This is a genomic window from Acinetobacter sp. V115_6, assembly GCF_031799025.1.
GTDB classification, from domain to species: Bacteria; Pseudomonadota; Gammaproteobacteria; order Pseudomonadales; family Moraxellaceae; genus Acinetobacter; species Acinetobacter pittii.
The window spans coordinates 57,340-74,102 of the sequence record NZ_JAVQNO010000016.1; the positions used below are offsets into that span (position 1 = coordinate 57,340).

19 protein-coding genes, 2 tRNA genes and 1 riboswitch are annotated in these 16,763 nt (G+C 40.4%); of the genes, 12 read left to right on the forward strand and 9 right to left on the reverse strand.

Translation table 11 applies throughout. From position 1 onward, the window contains the following. Positions 1–2 precede the first annotated feature (2 nt). The 3 genes from RMA94_RS03465 to RMA94_RS03475 all read left to right on the forward strand — a co-directional run bounded on the left by RMA94_RS03465 (position 3) and on the right by RMA94_RS03475 (position 2,765). Positions 3–1,007, forward strand: a complete 1,005-nt coding sequence (locus tag RMA94_RS03465) for a DUF4062 domain-containing protein (protein ID WP_311082005.1) — start codon at positions 3–5, stop codon at positions 1,005–1,007. 73 nt (positions 1,008–1,080) lie between these two features. Further along, entirely contained in the window at positions 1,081–2,097 is a 1,017-nt protein-coding gene (gene hemH / locus RMA94_RS03470; protein ID WP_005065964.1) for a ferrochelatase, read from the forward strand. A gap of 23 nt (positions 2,098–2,120) precedes the next feature. Then, complete coding sequence (locus RMA94_RS03475) at positions 2,121–2,765, forward strand: MBL fold metallo-hydrolase (RefSeq protein WP_017385667.1); 645 nt, start codon at positions 2,121–2,123, stop codon at positions 2,763–2,765. Here the strand turns inward: RMA94_RS03475 and RMA94_RS03480 are convergent. Further along, positions 2,762–2,956, reverse strand: coding sequence for a DNA gyrase inhibitor YacG (locus RMA94_RS03480; protein ID WP_002114956.1), 195 nt, complete (start codon positions 2,954–2,956; stop codon positions 2,762–2,764). The two genes, RMA94_RS03475 and RMA94_RS03480, sit on opposite strands and share 4 nt — an antisense overlap. A gap of 87 nt (positions 2,957–3,043) precedes the next feature. Here RMA94_RS03480 and RMA94_RS03485 point away from each other — a divergent pair, with 87 nt between their 5' ends. The 5 genes from RMA94_RS03485 to RMA94_RS03505 all read left to right on the forward strand — a co-directional run bounded on the left by RMA94_RS03485 (position 3,044) and on the right by RMA94_RS03505 (position 6,278). Further along, positions 3,044–3,682: an SAM-dependent methyltransferase gene (locus RMA94_RS03485; protein ID WP_078224410.1), complete on the forward strand. Its 639-nt coding sequence runs from the start codon at positions 3,044–3,046 to the stop codon at positions 3,680–3,682. Next, positions 3,672–4,877 carry a TIGR03862 family flavoprotein gene (locus tag RMA94_RS03490; protein ID WP_311081869.1) on the forward strand — a complete coding sequence of 402 codons (1,206 nt, stop codon included), beginning with the start codon at positions 3,672–3,674 and terminating at the stop codon, positions 4,875–4,877. Before RMA94_RS03485 ends, RMA94_RS03490 begins: the two co-directional genes overlap by 11 nt. A gap of 78 nt (positions 4,878–4,955) precedes the next feature. Continuing rightward, entirely contained in the window at positions 4,956–5,366 is a 411-nt protein-coding gene (locus RMA94_RS03495; protein ID WP_311081870.1) for a GFA family protein, read from the forward strand. A gap of 45 nt (positions 5,367–5,411) precedes the next feature. Further along, a riboswitch (Fluoride riboswitch) is annotated at positions 5,412–5,478 on the forward strand. Positions 5,479–5,602: 124 nt separating this feature from the next. Next, positions 5,603–5,983, forward strand: a complete 381-nt coding sequence (crcB, locus tag RMA94_RS03500; RefSeq protein ID WP_311081871.1) for a fluoride efflux transporter CrcB — start codon at positions 5,603–5,605, stop codon at positions 5,981–5,983. A 166-nt stretch (positions 5,984–6,149) separates the two neighbouring features. After that, positions 6,150–6,278 (forward strand): hypothetical protein, encoded by a 129-nt coding sequence (locus RMA94_RS03505; protein ID WP_311081872.1) that lies wholly within the window; start codon positions 6,150–6,152, stop codon positions 6,276–6,278. A 158-nt stretch (positions 6,279–6,436) separates the two neighbouring features. Here the strand turns inward: RMA94_RS03505 and RMA94_RS03510 are convergent, their stop codons facing one another. The 3 genes from RMA94_RS03510 to RMA94_RS03520 all read right to left on the reverse strand — a co-directional run bounded on the left by RMA94_RS03510 (position 6,437) and on the right by RMA94_RS03520 (position 8,674). Further along, a complete protein-coding gene (locus RMA94_RS03510; protein ID WP_002114866.1) occupies positions 6,437–6,769 on the reverse strand; it encodes a HopJ type III effector protein in 333 nt (110 codons plus the stop codon). 250 nt (positions 6,770–7,019) lie between these two features. Then, on the reverse strand, positions 7,020–7,274 hold the full coding sequence (locus RMA94_RS03515) for a type B 50S ribosomal protein L31 (protein WP_002114896.1): 255 nt from the start codon (positions 7,272–7,274) through the stop codon (positions 7,020–7,022). Positions 7,275–7,375: 101 nt separating this feature from the next. Then, positions 7,376–8,674 (reverse strand): AarF/ABC1/UbiB kinase family protein, encoded by a 1,299-nt coding sequence (locus tag RMA94_RS03520; RefSeq protein WP_069036479.1) that lies wholly within the window; start codon positions 8,672–8,674, stop codon positions 7,376–7,378. A 256-nt stretch (positions 8,675–8,930) separates the two neighbouring features. On the opposite strand from RMA94_RS03520, the gene RMA94_RS03525 reads away from it, so the two are divergent. Both RMA94_RS03525 and RMA94_RS03530 read left to right on the forward strand, forming a co-directional pair. Beyond that, positions 8,931–10,178 carry an SfnB family sulfur acquisition oxidoreductase gene (locus RMA94_RS03525; protein ID WP_311081873.1) on the forward strand — a complete coding sequence of 416 codons (1,248 nt, stop codon included), beginning with the start codon at positions 8,931–8,933 and terminating at the stop codon, positions 10,176–10,178. A gap of 32 nt (positions 10,179–10,210) precedes the next feature. Then, entirely contained in the window at positions 10,211–11,461 is a 1,251-nt protein-coding gene (locus RMA94_RS03530; RefSeq protein WP_005301987.1) for an acyl-CoA dehydrogenase family protein, read from the forward strand. Positions 11,462–11,491: 30 nt separating this feature from the next. Here the strand turns inward: RMA94_RS03530 and abeM are convergent, their stop codons facing one another. Beyond that, positions 11,492–12,838, reverse strand: coding sequence for a multidrug efflux MATE transporter AbeM (abeM, locus tag RMA94_RS03535; protein WP_311081875.1), 1,347 nt, complete (start codon positions 12,836–12,838; stop codon positions 11,492–11,494). A 32-nt stretch (positions 12,839–12,870) separates the two neighbouring features. After that, positions 12,871–13,332, reverse strand: coding sequence for a DMT family transporter (locus RMA94_RS03540; protein ID WP_202724480.1), 462 nt, complete (start codon positions 13,330–13,332; stop codon positions 12,871–12,873). Between the two features lie 116 nt (positions 13,333–13,448). Between RMA94_RS03540 and hemW the strand changes: the two genes are divergently transcribed. Further along, entirely contained in the window at positions 13,449–14,603 is a 1,155-nt protein-coding gene (hemW, locus tag RMA94_RS03545) for a radical SAM family heme chaperone HemW (RefSeq protein ID WP_311081877.1), read from the forward strand. A gap of 45 nt (positions 14,604–14,648) precedes the next feature. Here the strand turns inward: hemW and RMA94_RS03550 are convergent, their stop codons facing one another. Continuing rightward, positions 14,649–15,404, reverse strand: coding sequence for an SDR family oxidoreductase (locus tag RMA94_RS03550; RefSeq protein ID WP_130173242.1), 756 nt, complete (start codon positions 15,402–15,404; stop codon positions 14,649–14,651). A 112-nt stretch (positions 15,405–15,516) separates the two neighbouring features. Between RMA94_RS03550 and RMA94_RS03555 the strand changes: the two genes are divergently transcribed. Then, positions 15,517–16,413, forward strand: a complete 897-nt coding sequence (locus tag RMA94_RS03555) for a LysR family transcriptional regulator (protein WP_311081881.1) — start codon at positions 15,517–15,519, stop codon at positions 16,411–16,413. A gap of 63 nt (positions 16,414–16,476) precedes the next feature. Here RMA94_RS03555 and RMA94_RS03560 read toward each other — a convergent pair. Together RMA94_RS03560 and RMA94_RS03565 are read right to left on the reverse strand one after the other, a co-directional pair. Then, positions 16,477–16,552 (reverse strand) — tRNA-Lys (locus RMA94_RS03560). 22 nt (positions 16,553–16,574) lie between these two features. After that, a tRNA-Lys gene (locus RMA94_RS03565) sits at positions 16,575–16,650 on the reverse strand. Between the last annotated feature and the right edge of the window lie 113 nt (positions 16,651–16,763).

The window sequence follows — 16,763 nt, forward strand, 5'->3', positions numbered from 1 at the left end:
TTATGCTCGATACACGCTATCAGATTTTTATTTCAACATCCGGCCGCGATATGCAGCCAGAGCGGATGGTTCTGTCTCAAACCTTGGTAGGGATGGGCTTCTTTGCTTGGGGATTAGAACAACGAACACCCCTAACCACTACGCTTGCTCGTCGACAAATTGATGAATGTGATTATGTAATCCTACTTTTAGGTAGCCAGTATGGAGAGCAATCGATTTCGGGTGTGAGTTATTTGTCTTTAGAATATGAATATGCGTTAAGTCAGGCTAAACCTATTATTGTATTCATGCATGAACAGCCCAAAAGTCGTGAAATACATTTACAAGAAACACATCCACAGCTTAAAGATAAATTTCTCGCATTTAGAAAAAAGTTATTACTTGATGTGAATCATATTTTTTACTTTAAAACTCCACGTGAACTAGAGTTGGCTGTCCGTTTAAATATGCCTTTAATGGTTGAACAGCATATGGGACAAGGTTGGGTTCCTGCTCATCAGGCTCATCACTTAGAAGATGAAATTAAGCTATTAAAAAGTAAAATTTTACAGTTAGAACAGCAATTAACAGAGTCATCAGCTCAAGTAAACGAAGTTGCTCCTCAAGATGTTTTTGCATTTGAATATCAAATTCAAGCATTTCAGGATGGCAATTTTAAAGAGCTGAAACGACAACGACAAATGACTTGGTCCCAGTTGTTAAGCATATTGGCAAAGCAGTTTGAAACAGCGACACCAGAAGAGAATTTTGGGACATGCTTAAATGAATATTTAAATCAGGCTGGCCTAGAAGATGCTCGTCAGGAGTTACCCCGCGCTCATGCTGTCGCCTGCGCTCAGATTAACCATAAGGCATTGTTTAGGATCAAAAAGCAAATGCAGTCACAGGGCTGGATTGTTCCAACTCAGATTGAACAATCCTATAGCTTATGGAAAGTCACAGCTAAAGCTCAAAAGTTATTACTTAGCTATAAATGGAGCCATCGGGGCATTCGATTAAAAGCTTAGAGCGATTCAATTTATATATGACAATAAAAGCTGTTACATTAGTGACATAAGATGAATTGAAAGGCATTTACACATGTCGTTTGAACAAAAACCGAAAGTCACAGTCATTTTAGCGAATTTAGGTACACCGGATGAGGCCACTGTTCCTGCGGTTCGCCGTTTTCTAAAGCAGTTTTTATCTGATTCACGTGTAATTGAAATACCGAAATTCATTTGGTGGATTATTTTAAATCTGTTTGTTTTACCTTTTCGCCCAAAAAGGGTAGCCCATGCCTATGCTTCGGTATGGTCAAAAGATTCGCCCATGCGTGAAATTGTGTTTGAGCAAACTCAACGTATTCAGGCTTATTTGCAGCGAGAAAATAATCAGTTTGATTTAACCGTGATACCGGCGATGACCTATGGTAATCCAGGCATTGATGCAGTTTTAGAAAAACTGGCAGCTAACCCGCAAGAGCATGTCATTCTATTGCCTTTATTTCCTCAATATTCAGCCACTTCTACAGCACCGCTATACGATGCATTTGCCAAGTGGATTCCAGCCCAGCGAAACTTGCCGGGTCTAACAATTATTAAAGACTATTATCAGCATCCAATGTTTATTCAGGCATTGGCAGAAAGTGTTCTAGCTTACCAAGAGCAACATGGTAAGCCTGAAAAACTGTTGATGTCATTTCACGGTATTCCACAGCCGTATGCAGACAAAGGTGACCCGTATGCAGACCGTTGTCGCATTACAGCAAAGTTAGTCGCTGAAGCTTTGCATTTAAAAGATGATGAATGGGCGATTAGCTTCCAGTCACGGTTTGGGAAACAAGAGTGGGTTAAGCCTTATACAGACCAACTTTTACAAGATTGGGCGAAGCAAGGCGTTAAGTCAGTACAGGTATTAAGCCCAGCTTTTTCTGCTGATTGCTTGGAAACACTTGAAGAGTTAGCCATCCAAAATGCTGAGTTGTTTCAAGAGGCGGGTGGTGGTAGCTATGCTTATATTCCTGCTTTAAATAGCGATCAAGCTCATATTGATTTGCTTGCAGGGTTAGTTCAGGCTAATCTTGATGCCCTTACCTATACCTTAGCCCACCGTTAATTGCGTTTTAGCCAGAGGTTCTTATGCTGCAAGTCAAAATTGTTCCAGTTACTGCATTTGCCCAAAATTGTTCTCTTGTTTGGGACAGTGAAACCAAAGAAGCAGTTTTGATTGATGCGGGTGGTGACGCTTCAGTTTTGAAGAAAGAAGTTGAAGCCTTAGGTTTAAAAGTGAAAGCTCTTTGGCTCACTCACGGACATTTAGACCATGCTGGAGCGGTGGGTGAACTTGCCAAAGAATGGAGCGTTCCAGTTATTGGTCCCCATAAAGAAGATCAGTTCTGGCTAGATATGATTCAGGAAGTTTCAGCACGTTATGGCTTTCCAATTCCACAGCCTGTTAAAGTCGATCAATGGCTTGAAGGCGGTGAAGTGCTAAAACTTGGTGAAGATGAGTTTGAGGTACGTTTTGCCCCAGGCCATACACCAGGGCATGTTATTTTCTATAATAAAAATCATGGCTTGCTTTGGACTGGTGATGTCTTGTTTAAAGGCTCAATTGGCAGAACAGACTTCCCGCGTGGAAACCATGATCAGTTGATTGAATCGATTAAACGAGAGTGTTTTAGTTTGCCAGATGATACTCAGTTTATTTCTGGGCATGGTCCAATGAGTACCATTGGCTATGAAAAACAATTTAACCCGTTTGTCGCGGGTAAAGCAGGTTAATCCTCGTAATCATCTTCATTTTGACTACCCTTGTTATGCTGAGGCGCATCTTGGGTAGGCAGTCTATATTCATCATTTGCCCAAGCACCTAAATCAATTAATTTACAGCGTTCAGAGCAAAATGGACGAAATTCATTACCTTCCCAAACACTTGGTTCACCACAACGTGGGCAGGGGAATGTACGTGGCATAAAGCAATATCCTCAAAGTGAAGAGAAATAGATTAGGCAAAAGTCAGGTGACTTGTTAGACTTATGCCGATTTTTATTTAGTTTGATGTGATTATGCAGATTCGTCAATTTCAAGCACAACGTATGCAAGCGCCTCGCGATTTTACCCCAATTGAAAATACCCCGATTTGTGTAGAAATTGGAGCGGGCAAGGGTAAACATGCTTTGCTTTTTAGCGGGCAACAGCCGCAGCACACATTGTATGCAATTGAACGAACCCGAGAAAAATTCTTGGCAATGCAAAAACAGCATGGTCTGGAACCAAGAGATAATTTAATTCCTGTACATGCAGATGCTTTACCGTGGGTGGTACATGCACTACATCCTGCTCAAGTTGAACATTTCTTTATTCTCTATCCAAACCCAGAACCCCATAATCCAGCACAGCGCTGGTTGAATATGCCATTTTTTGAGTTCTTAATCTCTCGTCTGCAAACAGGTGGAACCATTACTTTGGCAAGTAATATTCCTGAATATATTGAAGAAGCTGAACAACAATTAATTAATGTCTGGAAGCTGCCTTACCAAAAAGAGAAAATTGCTCAAACATCTGCACGTACTCATTTTGAAATTAAGTATTTGGAACGTGGAGAACTTTGCCAACAGCTTGTGATCACTAAACCTGAAGGTTACAGCACACGTTTTGATGAGTTTGCTCCATTACAAGGTCAAGTGCATGGCGAATAAGCGGGTTGCCATTATTGGTGCAGGTCCGGCTGGTTTAATGGCAGCTGAGGTACTGAGCCAATATGCTTATGATATTGATGTATACGAGCAAAAGCCTTCAGCTGCGCGTAAGTTTCTAATGGCAGGTAAAACGGGGTTAAACATCTCGCATGCCGAACCTTTAGCGCAGTTTATTGAGCGCTATGACCGTACAGAATGGCTCAAACCGTGGATTGAAAAATGGGATGCAGTCTGGATTCAAAACTGGATGAAAAGTCTGGGAATAGAATCTTACGTTGGTACTTCAGGTCGTATTTTTCCTGTCGAAATGAAAGCGGCACCTTTACTGCGTGCTTGGCTAAAACGTTTGGCAGAACAGCAGGTTAAATTCTTTTATCGTTATCGTTGTATTAATTTGCAAGGCACAACGGTGACTTTAGAAAACCAAAATAACCAAAGCACTGAAACCTTTACCCAGCAATACGATGCGGTCGTATTGGCTTGTGGTGCTGTGTCTTGGTCTCAATTGGGTAGTGATGGCGCTTGGCAGAAATGGGTTGATCAATCTGATGTTGAGCCTTTCCAGCCAAGTAATGCAGGTGTACTTCACACTTGGACAGCCTTTATGGAAAGCTGTTTTGGTGAGCCTTTAAAACGTATCAATGCGTGGGTTGATCCTAGCCAGATTGCACATGGCGATATTGTGATTACTCACTATGGTTTAGAAAGTGGTGTTATTTATAAACTTGGACGTGCCTTAAGAGAACAACAAAAACAAGGGCAAAGCTTAAATTTGTTTTTAGATTTATTGCCTGATGTAGAGTTCTCACAGTTAATTAAAAAATTGCAGGCTGGTAAAAAACAATCGCTCACTAATATCTGGCGTAAAGCAGGCTTAGACACGGCCAAAATTAACTTAATTCGAGAAGTTGTTGATAAAGCACTATGGAACCAACCAGAGGCTATGGCTCAGCGCATCAAAGCGCTTCAAATTAAGCTAGAGGGGTTTAGACCCATTGAAGAAGCGATTAGCTGTGCTGGTGGTGTTAAGCAGAATGCATTAAGTCAAAGCTTAGAGCTTACACAAACCTCAGGTGTTTTTTGCTGTGGTGAAATGCTCGATTGGGATGCTCCTACGGGTGGATATTTACTTACAGCATGCTTTGCTACAGGGCGAGCGGCTGGTGAAGGCGTGCATTCATTCTTAGAGAAATAACAGGATAATTTGGTGCTATGTTTGATATGTGAAAAGTGTTATTTTTGAGCGATCAATAATAATAGGATTTACGAGAACATGTCTCAAGCATCATCAGTTTATCAAGGAAGTTGTTTATGTCAGGAGATTCGCTATGAAATTAAAGGCGATATCGGAGATATTATTCAATGTCACTGTCAACGCTGCCGAAAAGCCAATGGAACAGCATTTGCAACAAATGCTCCTATCAACAGTGCAGATTTTAAAATTACCCAAGGTGAAGACCTAGTCAAAAAATTTGCTGTAGAAGGCGTATACCGTTGGTTCTGTAGCGAATGTGGTTCACCTTTGATTAGTTCTCGTGATGCTCAGCCTGAATTATATCGCTTAAGAATTGGGACACTTGATACACCACTAGACAAAAAGCCGACAATGCATATATTTGCTGCTTCTAAGGCTGAATGGGAAAGTATTTGTGACAATTTACCGCAATACGATGAACGTCCATGATTTTAAAAAGTATATTTAAATCAAATTCAAGATGATCTAATATACTTAAAACAGGGAGATGGCATTCCTCCCTTGAAAAACCGCCGTATTGGCTAATGATGCCTACGTTACCCTCATGTATTTATATCGTTGGGTACGTAGGTTATTACGTACTCTGCTTATTTTTGGAGTACGCTGTGTCATATTTCCCTTCATTATTTTTTGCTCTTTTAGCGTCTATCTAAAGGGGTGGTCCTATGTATTACTCTCTACTTTCAATTGCTTTAGGCTCAGTTCTAGGGGCATGGTTGCGTTGGTTTTTAGGTTTAAAACTCAACCCGATTTACCCGCAAATTCCACTTGGCACAGTGGCTGTTAATTTAGTGGGCGGCTTTATTATTGGTTTTGCGATTGCCTACTTTGCTCAAAGTGATTTAAGCCCGAACTATAAGCTTTTTGTGATTACTGGTTTTTGTGGAGCTTTAACTACCTTTTCAACGTTCTCGATTGAGATCGTCACTTTATTACAAAGTGGTAAATTGGGAATGGCGATGTTGGGGATTTCCATCCATTTAATTGGATCGTTAATTTTTACGTGTTTGGGTTTGGCGGCTTATCATTGGCTGGCGGGTAACTGATTATTCAGGTGTGTAAGCACCGAAATATATTGCACGGCCTCCGTTTTACAATGTTCTCTCATACCATTTGTGTAGGCCTACCTTACTTTTGAAAGATCAAAAGTAAGCAAAAATCTTTTGTTTCGCTGATGCCACATCCATGTAGCACAGCAAAACTGCGGCATCCATGCCGCTTGTCACGATAGTAAATGATGAATTAAAAACTTCTGATTTATTTTGGGATTTGATACGCGTTAAAGTCATCAACAGCCTGGCTGAAATTAGCTATATACTGTTTTTGCAAGATATGGGATAAGTGCAAACAGATAACAGGTTCTGTTGATGAAAATGGTTTTGCCTACTTTTCCCAAAAGAAAAGTAGGTCGAGCCGAAGGCTAATCTAGATATAGAACGTCACTAAAAAAACTCTGTTGTGACAATCTTCTAATTTAAGACATTACTTACTAGCACTTATTATTTTTCAGTTAAAGCCTGACCTTCAAACTTCACACCATCCCAACCATTTTGCATAAACTGACGAATATTTTGATGATCAGTTCCTTCTGGTGTAGCCAATACAGATGCGTAGTGTTCTGCAAATAAACTTAAAGTTTGTGCTTGGTCTAAACCTTGTAACTTGGCAAAAGAGAAAACTTTTGCACTGCCTTGATTTTCAGTAGCAGCGTTATGCTGTGCACCATTTTGAAAAGCCGTTGGAGTATGTTGGTAACGTGCTTCAATATGAGCTAAAACGTCTGAAAATTTTGCTGTGCCTGCTTGTAATTGGGCAAGTAACTCTTGTGCCATAATCTTAAACTTCCTATCAAATGGGGCTTAAGCATAGCATTGAATACATGCTTTGAAAGCTTGGCAATTATAAAAATTGAGGAGTTATTGAAAAAAATCAGAAGAGTTTTTAGACAACTTGTGGATAAGTTTTCTTTTATACACAGTTTAGAAATGATGAAAAAATACACATAAAAAAAGAAGCCTAAGTGGAGGAGATAGTCTTAGGCTTCCAATGATTTAAGTATATTGGTCAAATCTTAACGCAAGATTAACTCTTACGATTAAAGCGAGCGAAGCGTTTATTGAAGCTTGCTACACGGCCTTCGTTACTTGCTTGACGTACTTCACCTGTGTAGAAAGGGTGTGAGGCACTTGAAATATCAAGAGTGACATAAGGGTAGACTTTCCCTTGATATTCTTTGGTTTGTTTAGACTGAAGAGTACTACCAATTAAGAAGTACACGTCTGCATTGGTGTCATGAAATAACACTTGTTGATAAGCAGGATGAATATCTTTACGCATGAGAGATTGTCCTAAATTATTTTTGATTAAAGAAATGTTATAACGTAACAATTAAAAAGTCAATGTACCCCATAAAGGGCTACATTGATCAGTAAATTAAGTTAGTTAGAAGGCGGTACAAGCTCTTCAAATAGATCGTTTAGATTGTCATGAACTTTTAAGTGAATAAGGTTCCAGTAATGCCCTGAAATGGTTCTGTTGACCATTAAAGTATCTGGTGAGGGTTTAAAGACATCCCAATACTTCAAAGATTTTTTCACAAGTAACATGCCATCATGGTGTGATGAGTTTTCGGCGAAATCATAAGTAGTGGTAAGCGGACGTAATAATACTTCAATCCAGAGTTTATATAGATCACTCGGGAATTTGCCTTTTTCAGCAAGTGAATGTAGTTCAAATAATTCTGTTTCGATCAAATCGATATTTTCATGGCGAGCTGCATTTACTAAGCGTTTAAAGTGCTGCACGATTTCATTTGAAAGCGTTTTAACACTGCCATAGTCATAAATAATGACACTGCCATCTTGGCGGAAAGCAAAGTTACCTGGATGAGGGTCACAGTGAAAACGTTTTAAAAAGAACATTTCCTGACCTAAAGCACGAATCAAGCGGCGTCCAATGGTATTTCGAATTTCGATAGGCCAAGCGCTGGCAGTTTCAATGCTGTCACCTTGTTCGAGACTCAAGGTTAAAATACGTCTTGAAGAGTAATCTTTATAAACAGTCGGGATGATAATTTTATCATCTAATTGGCTATGAAATGTTTTGAAAACTTCAAGGTTTTGAGCCTCGATTTCATAGTTAAGCTCTGCTGACAGACTATCTTGAATCTCTGCAAAAAGCTGATCTTGTAGCTTTTTATCAATTTTAAGCACACCCATTAAACGAAGTGCCAAACGTACTTGTTTTAAGTCACTTTCACAGGCTTCATCAACACCCGGATATTGCACTTTAACAACAACTTGCTCGCTACTTGGCAAGACAGCTTTGTGAACTTGTCCAATTGAAGCAGCTGCAAAAGGTTCTTGATCAAAAGATTTAAAGGCAACATTCAGCGGCTTTCCAAGCTCACGTTCAACTTGTTGTTGAATAGCAGCAAAGGGCATAGGTGGAGCTTGGCGCTGTAACTTAGAAATTGCTTTAGCGACCTCGGGTGGGAAAATATCTTTATATTGTGATGCAATTTGGCCGACCTTCATGACGGCACCTTTCATTTCGCCTAAGGTGTCGGCAATTTGCAAACCAATATCCTGAAATAACTTGGTTTTTGAAGCCAGCTTTTGTTCTTCATCTGCGGTCAAGTTTCGAATCGAGTTAGAAACGGTTTTCGTTGCAATGCTCGCGGTCATTCCTGCAAGTTTCATAAATCGTTTGCCGGGTGAACTTGCATTCTTTGCCATATCTTCGATACCTCATTGACTACAACATAATATTGCCTAGTTTTGATCATAGGTGACAAAGCTTAAAAAGCCTATATGAAATTGTTTATCTCATGTAAGAAATTTTTCGAAAAACAAAATGTTATTTTTATAGTAAAAAATATGAAAAGCTTGTGAAAATCCATTTCATAAACAAAGCTTTAATATCTATAAAGTGCCTGTTTTTTTGGTGGTAATGTGAATGACAGGTTAAATAAAAATAGAGATAACAAAAGTTATGACAAGTTTAAGTTCGGCCCATGGGCGGTCTCAGGCGGTTCCTTTATCTGTGTTTGAGCAGTCAAAAGATGCGCATATTATTCGTTCTGATGAAGAGGCAATTGAGCTTGCCAAACAACTTGCTCAAGAGTTTGCACAAGAAGCATCTGAGCGAGACAAAGAGCGCCGTTTACCTCTAAACGAAATTCAACAGTTCTCACAAAGTGGCTTATGGGCTATTACGGTTCCCAAGCAATTTGGTGGTGCCCAAGTTAAATATCGAACCTTGGCTGAGGTCATCAAAACAATTGCGAGTGTTGACCCATCTCTTGCACAGCTTCCTCAAAATCACTTGGCTTTTATTGAACATTTACGCCTTGATGCAGGCCCAGAACAACAACAATTTTTCTTTAACTTAGTGTTGAGAGGGATTCGTTTTGGCAATGCCTTTTCAGAAAAACATAGCAAAACGGTGGCTGACCTCACTACCACATTACGAAAGACCGAGCACGGTTATGAAATTAATGGCAAGAAGTTTTTTGCAACAGGTGCATTGCTTGCGCATTGGGTTCCTATTGTCGCTGTAAATGAAGAGGGGCAACCTTATGCGGCGCTAGTTCCTCGGGAAACTTCAGGGGTGAATATTATTAATGACTGGTCTGGCTTTGGACAACGAACTACGGCCAGTGGAACTGTTGAACTTAATCAGGTTCCAGTACGTGAAGAATATCTAATTCCGATTTATCAGGCTTTCGAACGTCCTACGCCGGCAGGTGCAATTTCACAATTTATTCAAGCTGCTGTCGACGCTGGTATTGCACGTGGTGCAATAGAAGAAACAATCCACTATGTCAAAAATCATAGTCGTGCATGGGTCGATTCAGGTTTGGAAAAAGCGAGCGATGACCCCTATACGATTGCAAACATTGGTGATTTAAAAATAAAACTGCGTGCAGCAGAGGCAGTATTAGATTTAGCAGGAGATGCGATTGATCAAGCGATTACCGACACGACAGAAGAGCATGTAAACCAAGCGACATTACTGGTTGCTGAAGCAAAAGTACTCACTACAGAAGTTGCAATTTTAGCAGCGAATAAGCTTTTTGAGTTGTCTGGAACACGGTCAACCTTGTCTGAGCTTAATCTGGACCGTCATTGGCGTAATGCTCGCACTCACACCTTGCATGATCCAGTGCGTTGGAAATATCACATTGTCGGTAATTACTACCTCAATGGCATCCATCCACCACGTCATGCATGGAGTTAAAGTGAATAAAAAATAAGATTAGGAGAATAAAGATGACGATTACCCAAATTGAATTAGAAGAACTGTCTGTAGGCGCCGATTATGAAAAGGTAGCAAGTAGATTTCGTCCAGTTTTTGAAAAAATTGCCCAAGGTGCAATTCAACGGGAAAAAGAACGAATATTGCCTTTTGAACCGATTCAGTGGTTAAAAGAACTCAAATTAGGTGCGGTACGTGTACCCGTTAAGTATGGTGGAGATGGGGTGTCATTACCGCAACTTTTCCAGCTTTTAGCAGAGTTAGCACAAGCAGACTCGAATATTGTGCAAGCGTTGCGTGGACACTTCGCTTTTGTTGAAGACCGTTTGGTTGCGCATAAAGAGCACTCACAAGAGGTCTGGTTTCAGCGTTTTGTGCAGGGTGATTTAGTCGGGAATGCATGGACCGAAGTTGGAAATGTACAGATTGGTGATGTCGTTACACGAGTAACCAAAGATGCTTCGGGTAACTTGGTGGTAAATGGAGAAAAGTACTATTCAACAGGAAGTATCTTTGCTGACTGGATCGATTTATTTGCTTACGATGAGGTAAATGACCGCCATGTGATTGCTGCTATTTATCGCCATGAAACAGGCGTGAGTGTGATTGATGATTGGGATGGCTTTGGTCAAAAGACAACGGGCAGTGGTACTTTAAAAGTACATCAGGTGCATTTGCCAGCCTCGCACCTTATTCCATTTGACCAGCGTTTTAAATATCAAACTGCTTTTTATCAAGTCGTCCATCTTGCAACTTTAACGGGTATTGCACATGCGGCAGTAGAAACTTTTAGTCAGGAGATACGTGAGCGAAAGCGTATTTTTAGTCATGGTAATGGTGACCTTGTTCGTCACGACCCACAAGTTTTACAGGTGGTGGGTAAAGCCTCTGCTCAAGCCTATGGAAGTCTAGCAATTACGATTAAAACAGCTGAAGCATTACAGAAGGCTTATGAAAGCCACTTTAGTGAGTTAGAGGTGAAAGAACATCAGTTTAATGTAGATGCTGAGCTCGAATCGGCGCAAGGGCAGGTGGTGATTTCTAATTTGGTACTCGATTTAACCAGCCAATTATTTAATGCTTTGGGCGCGTCAGCAAGTAGTCAGGTCAAACAACTCGACCGTTTCTGGCGTAATGCACGAACGGTCTCTTCACATAATCCGCTCATCTATAAAGAAAAGGTGATTGGAGATTGGGAAGTTAACCGTACAGATTTACCTTTTGTCTGGCAAATTGGAGCAAGCCCGCGGGCAAAGTCTGCATAAAATAAAAGCCGATATTTATCGGCTTTTTTATTAGGTTTGACTTAAACGTTTGGTATTTAAATAAAGCCGTGAGAGTAATAAAACACAAGCAATGCTTAAACCAATAATCAAACCTAGCCACACGCCAGCTACACCCCAATGGGTATAACGTGCTAAATAAAGTCCGATAGGGAACGCAATCACCCAATACGCCATGAGTGTAATCCACATCGGTGCTTGAGTATCTTGCATACCTCTTAAACAGCCTGCGGCACTCACTTGCAATGCATCCATCAATTGATAACCCATTGCAAACCAGAGTAAATACATGGCAATAGGAACTACATCTATATCTTGAGTATAAACTGAAACAATTTGTTCACGACCTAGAGCAATAAAAGACATGGTCAATAAGGCAAAAAATATTGCTGTGCTCAGACCAATCTTTTGGACTTGGTACATTGAAGCCCAATTCTTTTCACCATAATACGTTCCCACACGAATGGTTAAGGCAATCGCAAGTGAAAGCGGAATCATAAACAGCACAGAGGTGACTGAAATTGCAACTTGATGCGCGGCAATAAAGACTTCACCGAGTGGGCTAAGGACCAAGGCACCTGTACTGAAAATACTCACCTCAAAGAACACGGCTAAACCGATGGGTAGGCCAAGCTGTAAAATTCTTTTTACCCAAGTCAGGTTAATTTTATCGAATCTGCTAAAAATAGACGTGTTTCGATAAGCCGAAGCTTTATAAATATAGCCAGCTAATGTAATTAGCATGAGCCACTGTAAAATGGAGGTTGCAAAGCCACAGCCTGCGCTACCCAAGGCAGGAATTGGTCCTAAGCCATACATAAAGATCATGTTTAGAGGGATTAAAACCACTAAGGCCAGTAAGCTAATGACCGTTACAGGACGTGGATGGCCTAAAGCCTCAGAATAACCGCGTAGGGCTGCGTACATGGTCACAGCTGGCATACCTAAACCAATCGCATGTAAGAACAAACTTGCTTTAGGCTGTAAGCTTTCTGGTACGCCAAACACATGTAAGAAAAACGGCATAAGCTGCAAAATGAGCATAGCCATTACGCCTAAAATGATGGCGACCCATAAGGATTGACGAACAATGACAGGAATTTGTTCTGTATTTCTTGCGCCCTTTGCTTCAGCGACCAAAGGTGTAGTTGCAATCATAATGCCACTGAACAGGAGCATGACTGGGATCCATAAGCCCACACCTACCGCAATTGCTGCTAAATCGGTTGCAGATAAATGTCCAGCCATAATAGTGTCAATTAACCCAAATCCCGCTTGAGCAAACTGGGTAATTAAAATCGGTAGCATTAAGTGGAAGAGTTGTTTTAATTCAGACCGAAAAGATGTGACATTCGACACAAAAGGTACTCTTTTTAAATATAAAAATGAAGCTAACGTTGCAAAGTGAGTAACACACCGACAAAGATGATCACGCCACCAAGAAACCGTTGCCATGTAACAGGTGTCTTTTCTGTACCTAACCAACCAAAATGATCAAGCAACATTGAAATGACCAATTGCCCAAAAACGACCAGCCCTGTAAAGGTTAAAAAACCAAGTTTAGGTGCAGTATAAATGCTCATGCTAATTGCATAAACCCCAAGAAATCCTCCTGTCCAAAGAAGCCATGGAATATTTGATATTTCACTTAAAGTGGGCTTCTCGGTACTTTGAAAGAAAACCATAACGGCTAAAACAATAGTACCTATGAAAAATGATAATAAAGCTGCCTGCAAGGGTGAGTGTAGTTGCTCGCGCAGTTGAGCATTGATTGCAGTCTGAAAAGCCATGGCAACACCGATTCCCATAGCTAGAGGTAAGATCAGGAAAAGTTGACTAGAGAATTTCATCATTTTTATCAATATTTAAGTATGTTTAAAAACAGTCTAAAGCAATTAAGGTATGTTTTCATAAGCCCATTGATGCAGTCATGTTAAAATAGAAATATTGTGTAAATTGGACCTGCTCCTTGGCCGTATTAAACCCTGCTTCTGTTCCTTTATCTTTATATATTCATATGCCTTGGTGCGTGCGTAAATGTCCATATTGTGACTTTAACTCGCATGCCGTACCAGATGGAGCGCTTTCGGCAGAACTCGAGCAAACCTATTTAAAAGCATTGGTGGCCGACTTTGAAACTCAAGTTGAGATGGCTCAGGGACGTTCAATTCATAGTGTATTTATTGGTGGTGGAACGCCTTCACTTATTTCTGCTAAAGGCTATGCATGGCTGTTTGAACAGCTTAAGTCATTGCTCAAATTTGAAGATGGCTGTGAAATCACCCTAGAGGCAAATCCCGGAACACTAGAACATGACCCGTTTGCAGGCTATTTAGACGCAGGTATTAACCGTTTATCGATTGGTGTGCAGACTTTTAATACAGAGCACTTGCAAAAACTGGGGCGTATTCATTCAGCCAACAATGCTATGGATGCAATTGAGCAGGCACGACAAGCAGGCTTTAAGCGAGTTAATGTCGATTTAATGCATGGCCTACCTGAGCAAACCCTAGGACAAGCGCTTTATGATTTAAAGGTCGCTGTAGAGCATGGCGCGACACATATCAGTTGGTATCAACTTACTATTGAGCCAAATACCGTATTTTTCCGAACTCAGCCTATTTTACCTCAAGATGAAGTGCTAGAAGATATTCAAGAGCAGGGTGAGGCTTATCTAAAAGCCAATGGTTTTATAAATTATGAAGTATCGGCTTGGCGTAAAGAGCAGCCTTCAGCGCATAATTTAAATTATTGGGAATTTGGTGATTACCTTGCGATTGGTGCAGGGGCACATGGCAAAGTCACACAACCAGATGGTGTGTACCGTTTCCAAAAAACTCGCTTACCGAAAGATTATTTGGCTAAGGTTCCAGCCGAACATTTGCAAATGAAAAAGATTGAGACAGAAGAGTTACCTTTTGAGTTCATGATGAATGCTTTACGTCTAAATGATGGCGTAAAAGCTGAGTTATATGAGCAGCGCACAGGTTTAAGCCTAGATCACTTAAATGAAGTACTCACTTCACTACGAGCTAGAAAGCTATTGGTGGATGATCATTGTCGTTTGGCTTGTACTGAGCAGGGACATATTTTCTTAAATTCGGTACTAGAAGAGTTCTTATAAAGAAGCAAATTAAAAAGCCGCACATTGAGATGCGGCTTTTTGATTTTAGCGAGTGGTATAGCCGCCGTTTGCAAAAATAGTCTGTCCTGTAATCCACCAACCATCAGTTACCAAAAAGCGAACTAGAGGTTCAATATCTTCAATTTTGGTGAGTCCACCTAAAGCTGAAGCTGATTTATGGTAAGCCACTGCTTCGGCAGATTCCTGACCATAAAAGAAAGGTGTATCCATAGGCCCAGGTGCAACAGCAGTCACAGAAATCTGACGATCACCAAATTCTTTTGATGCAGCACGTGTGTAATGCTCAACAGGTGCTTTTAAACCTTCATAGGTTGAATAGAGTCCAGTGTAGGCTGCAAGAAGAGAAGTCACGATTGAACAAATCTTGCCGCCGTCATTTAAATGACGACCTGCCGATTGAATAAAGAAATAGGCAATTTTTGAGTTGATATCGCTCATGCTATCAAACTCTTGTTCTGTGGTATCTAAAAAAGATTTCTTTAAAACCTTTCCAACTGTATTAATGGCAATATCAATTCCGCCAAAATGCTGCTTAGTGTCTAAGAATAGCTTTTCGATATTATCAATATCCGTTAGGTCTGCCTGAATTAAAACGGCATCTACACCGAATGCTCTTACATCTGTGAGCGTCTGTTCAGCATCTGCTTGAGTTTCAGCGCTATTGTAGTGAATCGCGATTTTGGCGCCTTGTTCTGCAAATTTACGGCTAATCAGTCCACCTAAGTTTTTTGCACCGCCTGTAATCAATACAACTTTATCTTTAAGAGTATGAGTTGTCATGATGGTTGTTCCTATGCTGACTTGTTTTAATGTGTTTTTAGTCTAGATTGGCGGTAATTTTTGATCAATTATGCTAGTTTGGTTTAACTATTCAAAAAATACGAACAATTAAATGGATCGGTTGCAGCAATTTTTTATTTTTACAGAAGTCGCTAAACGACAAAGCTTTAGTGAAGTGGCGAATCAGCTTGATTTGCCTCGTTCGACAGTGACGAGCGCAATTCAACAGCTAGAAACTCACTATGGAGTACGCTTATTTCATCGTACTACGCGTAAAGTAAGCCTTACCCAAGATGGACAACGAATATTACCTGAGTGTCAAAATCTATTATTTGATTATGAACAGCTCGAACAGCTTATACAGGCACAAAAGCAGCATTATCGTGGCACGCTAAAAATTTCAATGCCCAGCCGAATCGTGCATCAAGTGATTATTCCTGAACTGTCCGATTTTTATAGCCGCTATCCAGACATTCATTTACAACTTCATAGCTCTGATGACATTACTGATTTAATCGAGAAAGGAATTGATTGTGTTGTTCGGGTGGGGCAGCTAGATAATAGTAGTTTAATTGCGAAGTTCGTTGGTAACTTGATTATGGTGAACTGTGCAAGTGCTGACTATTTAGAACAGTACGGTATTCCTGAACAATTAGAAGATCTATCTCAACACAAACTCATTAACTATGCGGGAGCAGTAGGAGAAAAACAGGGCGTATTTTCATATCAAGATGGAGCTGTGATGATGGATAGTGCTTTAAGCGTAAATAATACGGAAGCCTATATTGCAGCAGCTATTGCAGGTTTGGGAATTATTCAACTTCCATATTACGATGTTCAGGATAAAATCGAGCAGGGAACTTTAGTTGAAGTACTAAGTGTCTATACCGCTCAATCACTTCCACTTAATATTTTATATCCGAATAGAAGTTATATTCCTAAACGTTTGGAAATATTTATGGAATGGACCAGGGATGTTCTATACAAGAAGTGCATCGTCATCTTTTAGTCATAAAATTAAAATACATTAATAATAAAAAAAGCCTCTCGCAGTGAGAGGCTTTTTAGAATTTGGTGGGTCGTCCGCGACTCGAACGCGGGACCAACGGATTAAAAGTCCGCTGCTCTACCAACTGAGCTAACGACCCAAATAGGTTCAAAACAGATAAGTGGTGGGTCGTCCGCGACTCGAACGCGGGACCAACGGATTAAAAGTCCGCTGCTCTACCAACTGAGCTAACGACCCGTATCGTTTTGATGTCGCGTATTTTAGCAAGTTATTCAACTAACACAAGAGGAAATTTAAAAACATTTGCATGATTGCCTATAAAAAGCACGATTTCCTCTTGTTTAGCTAAA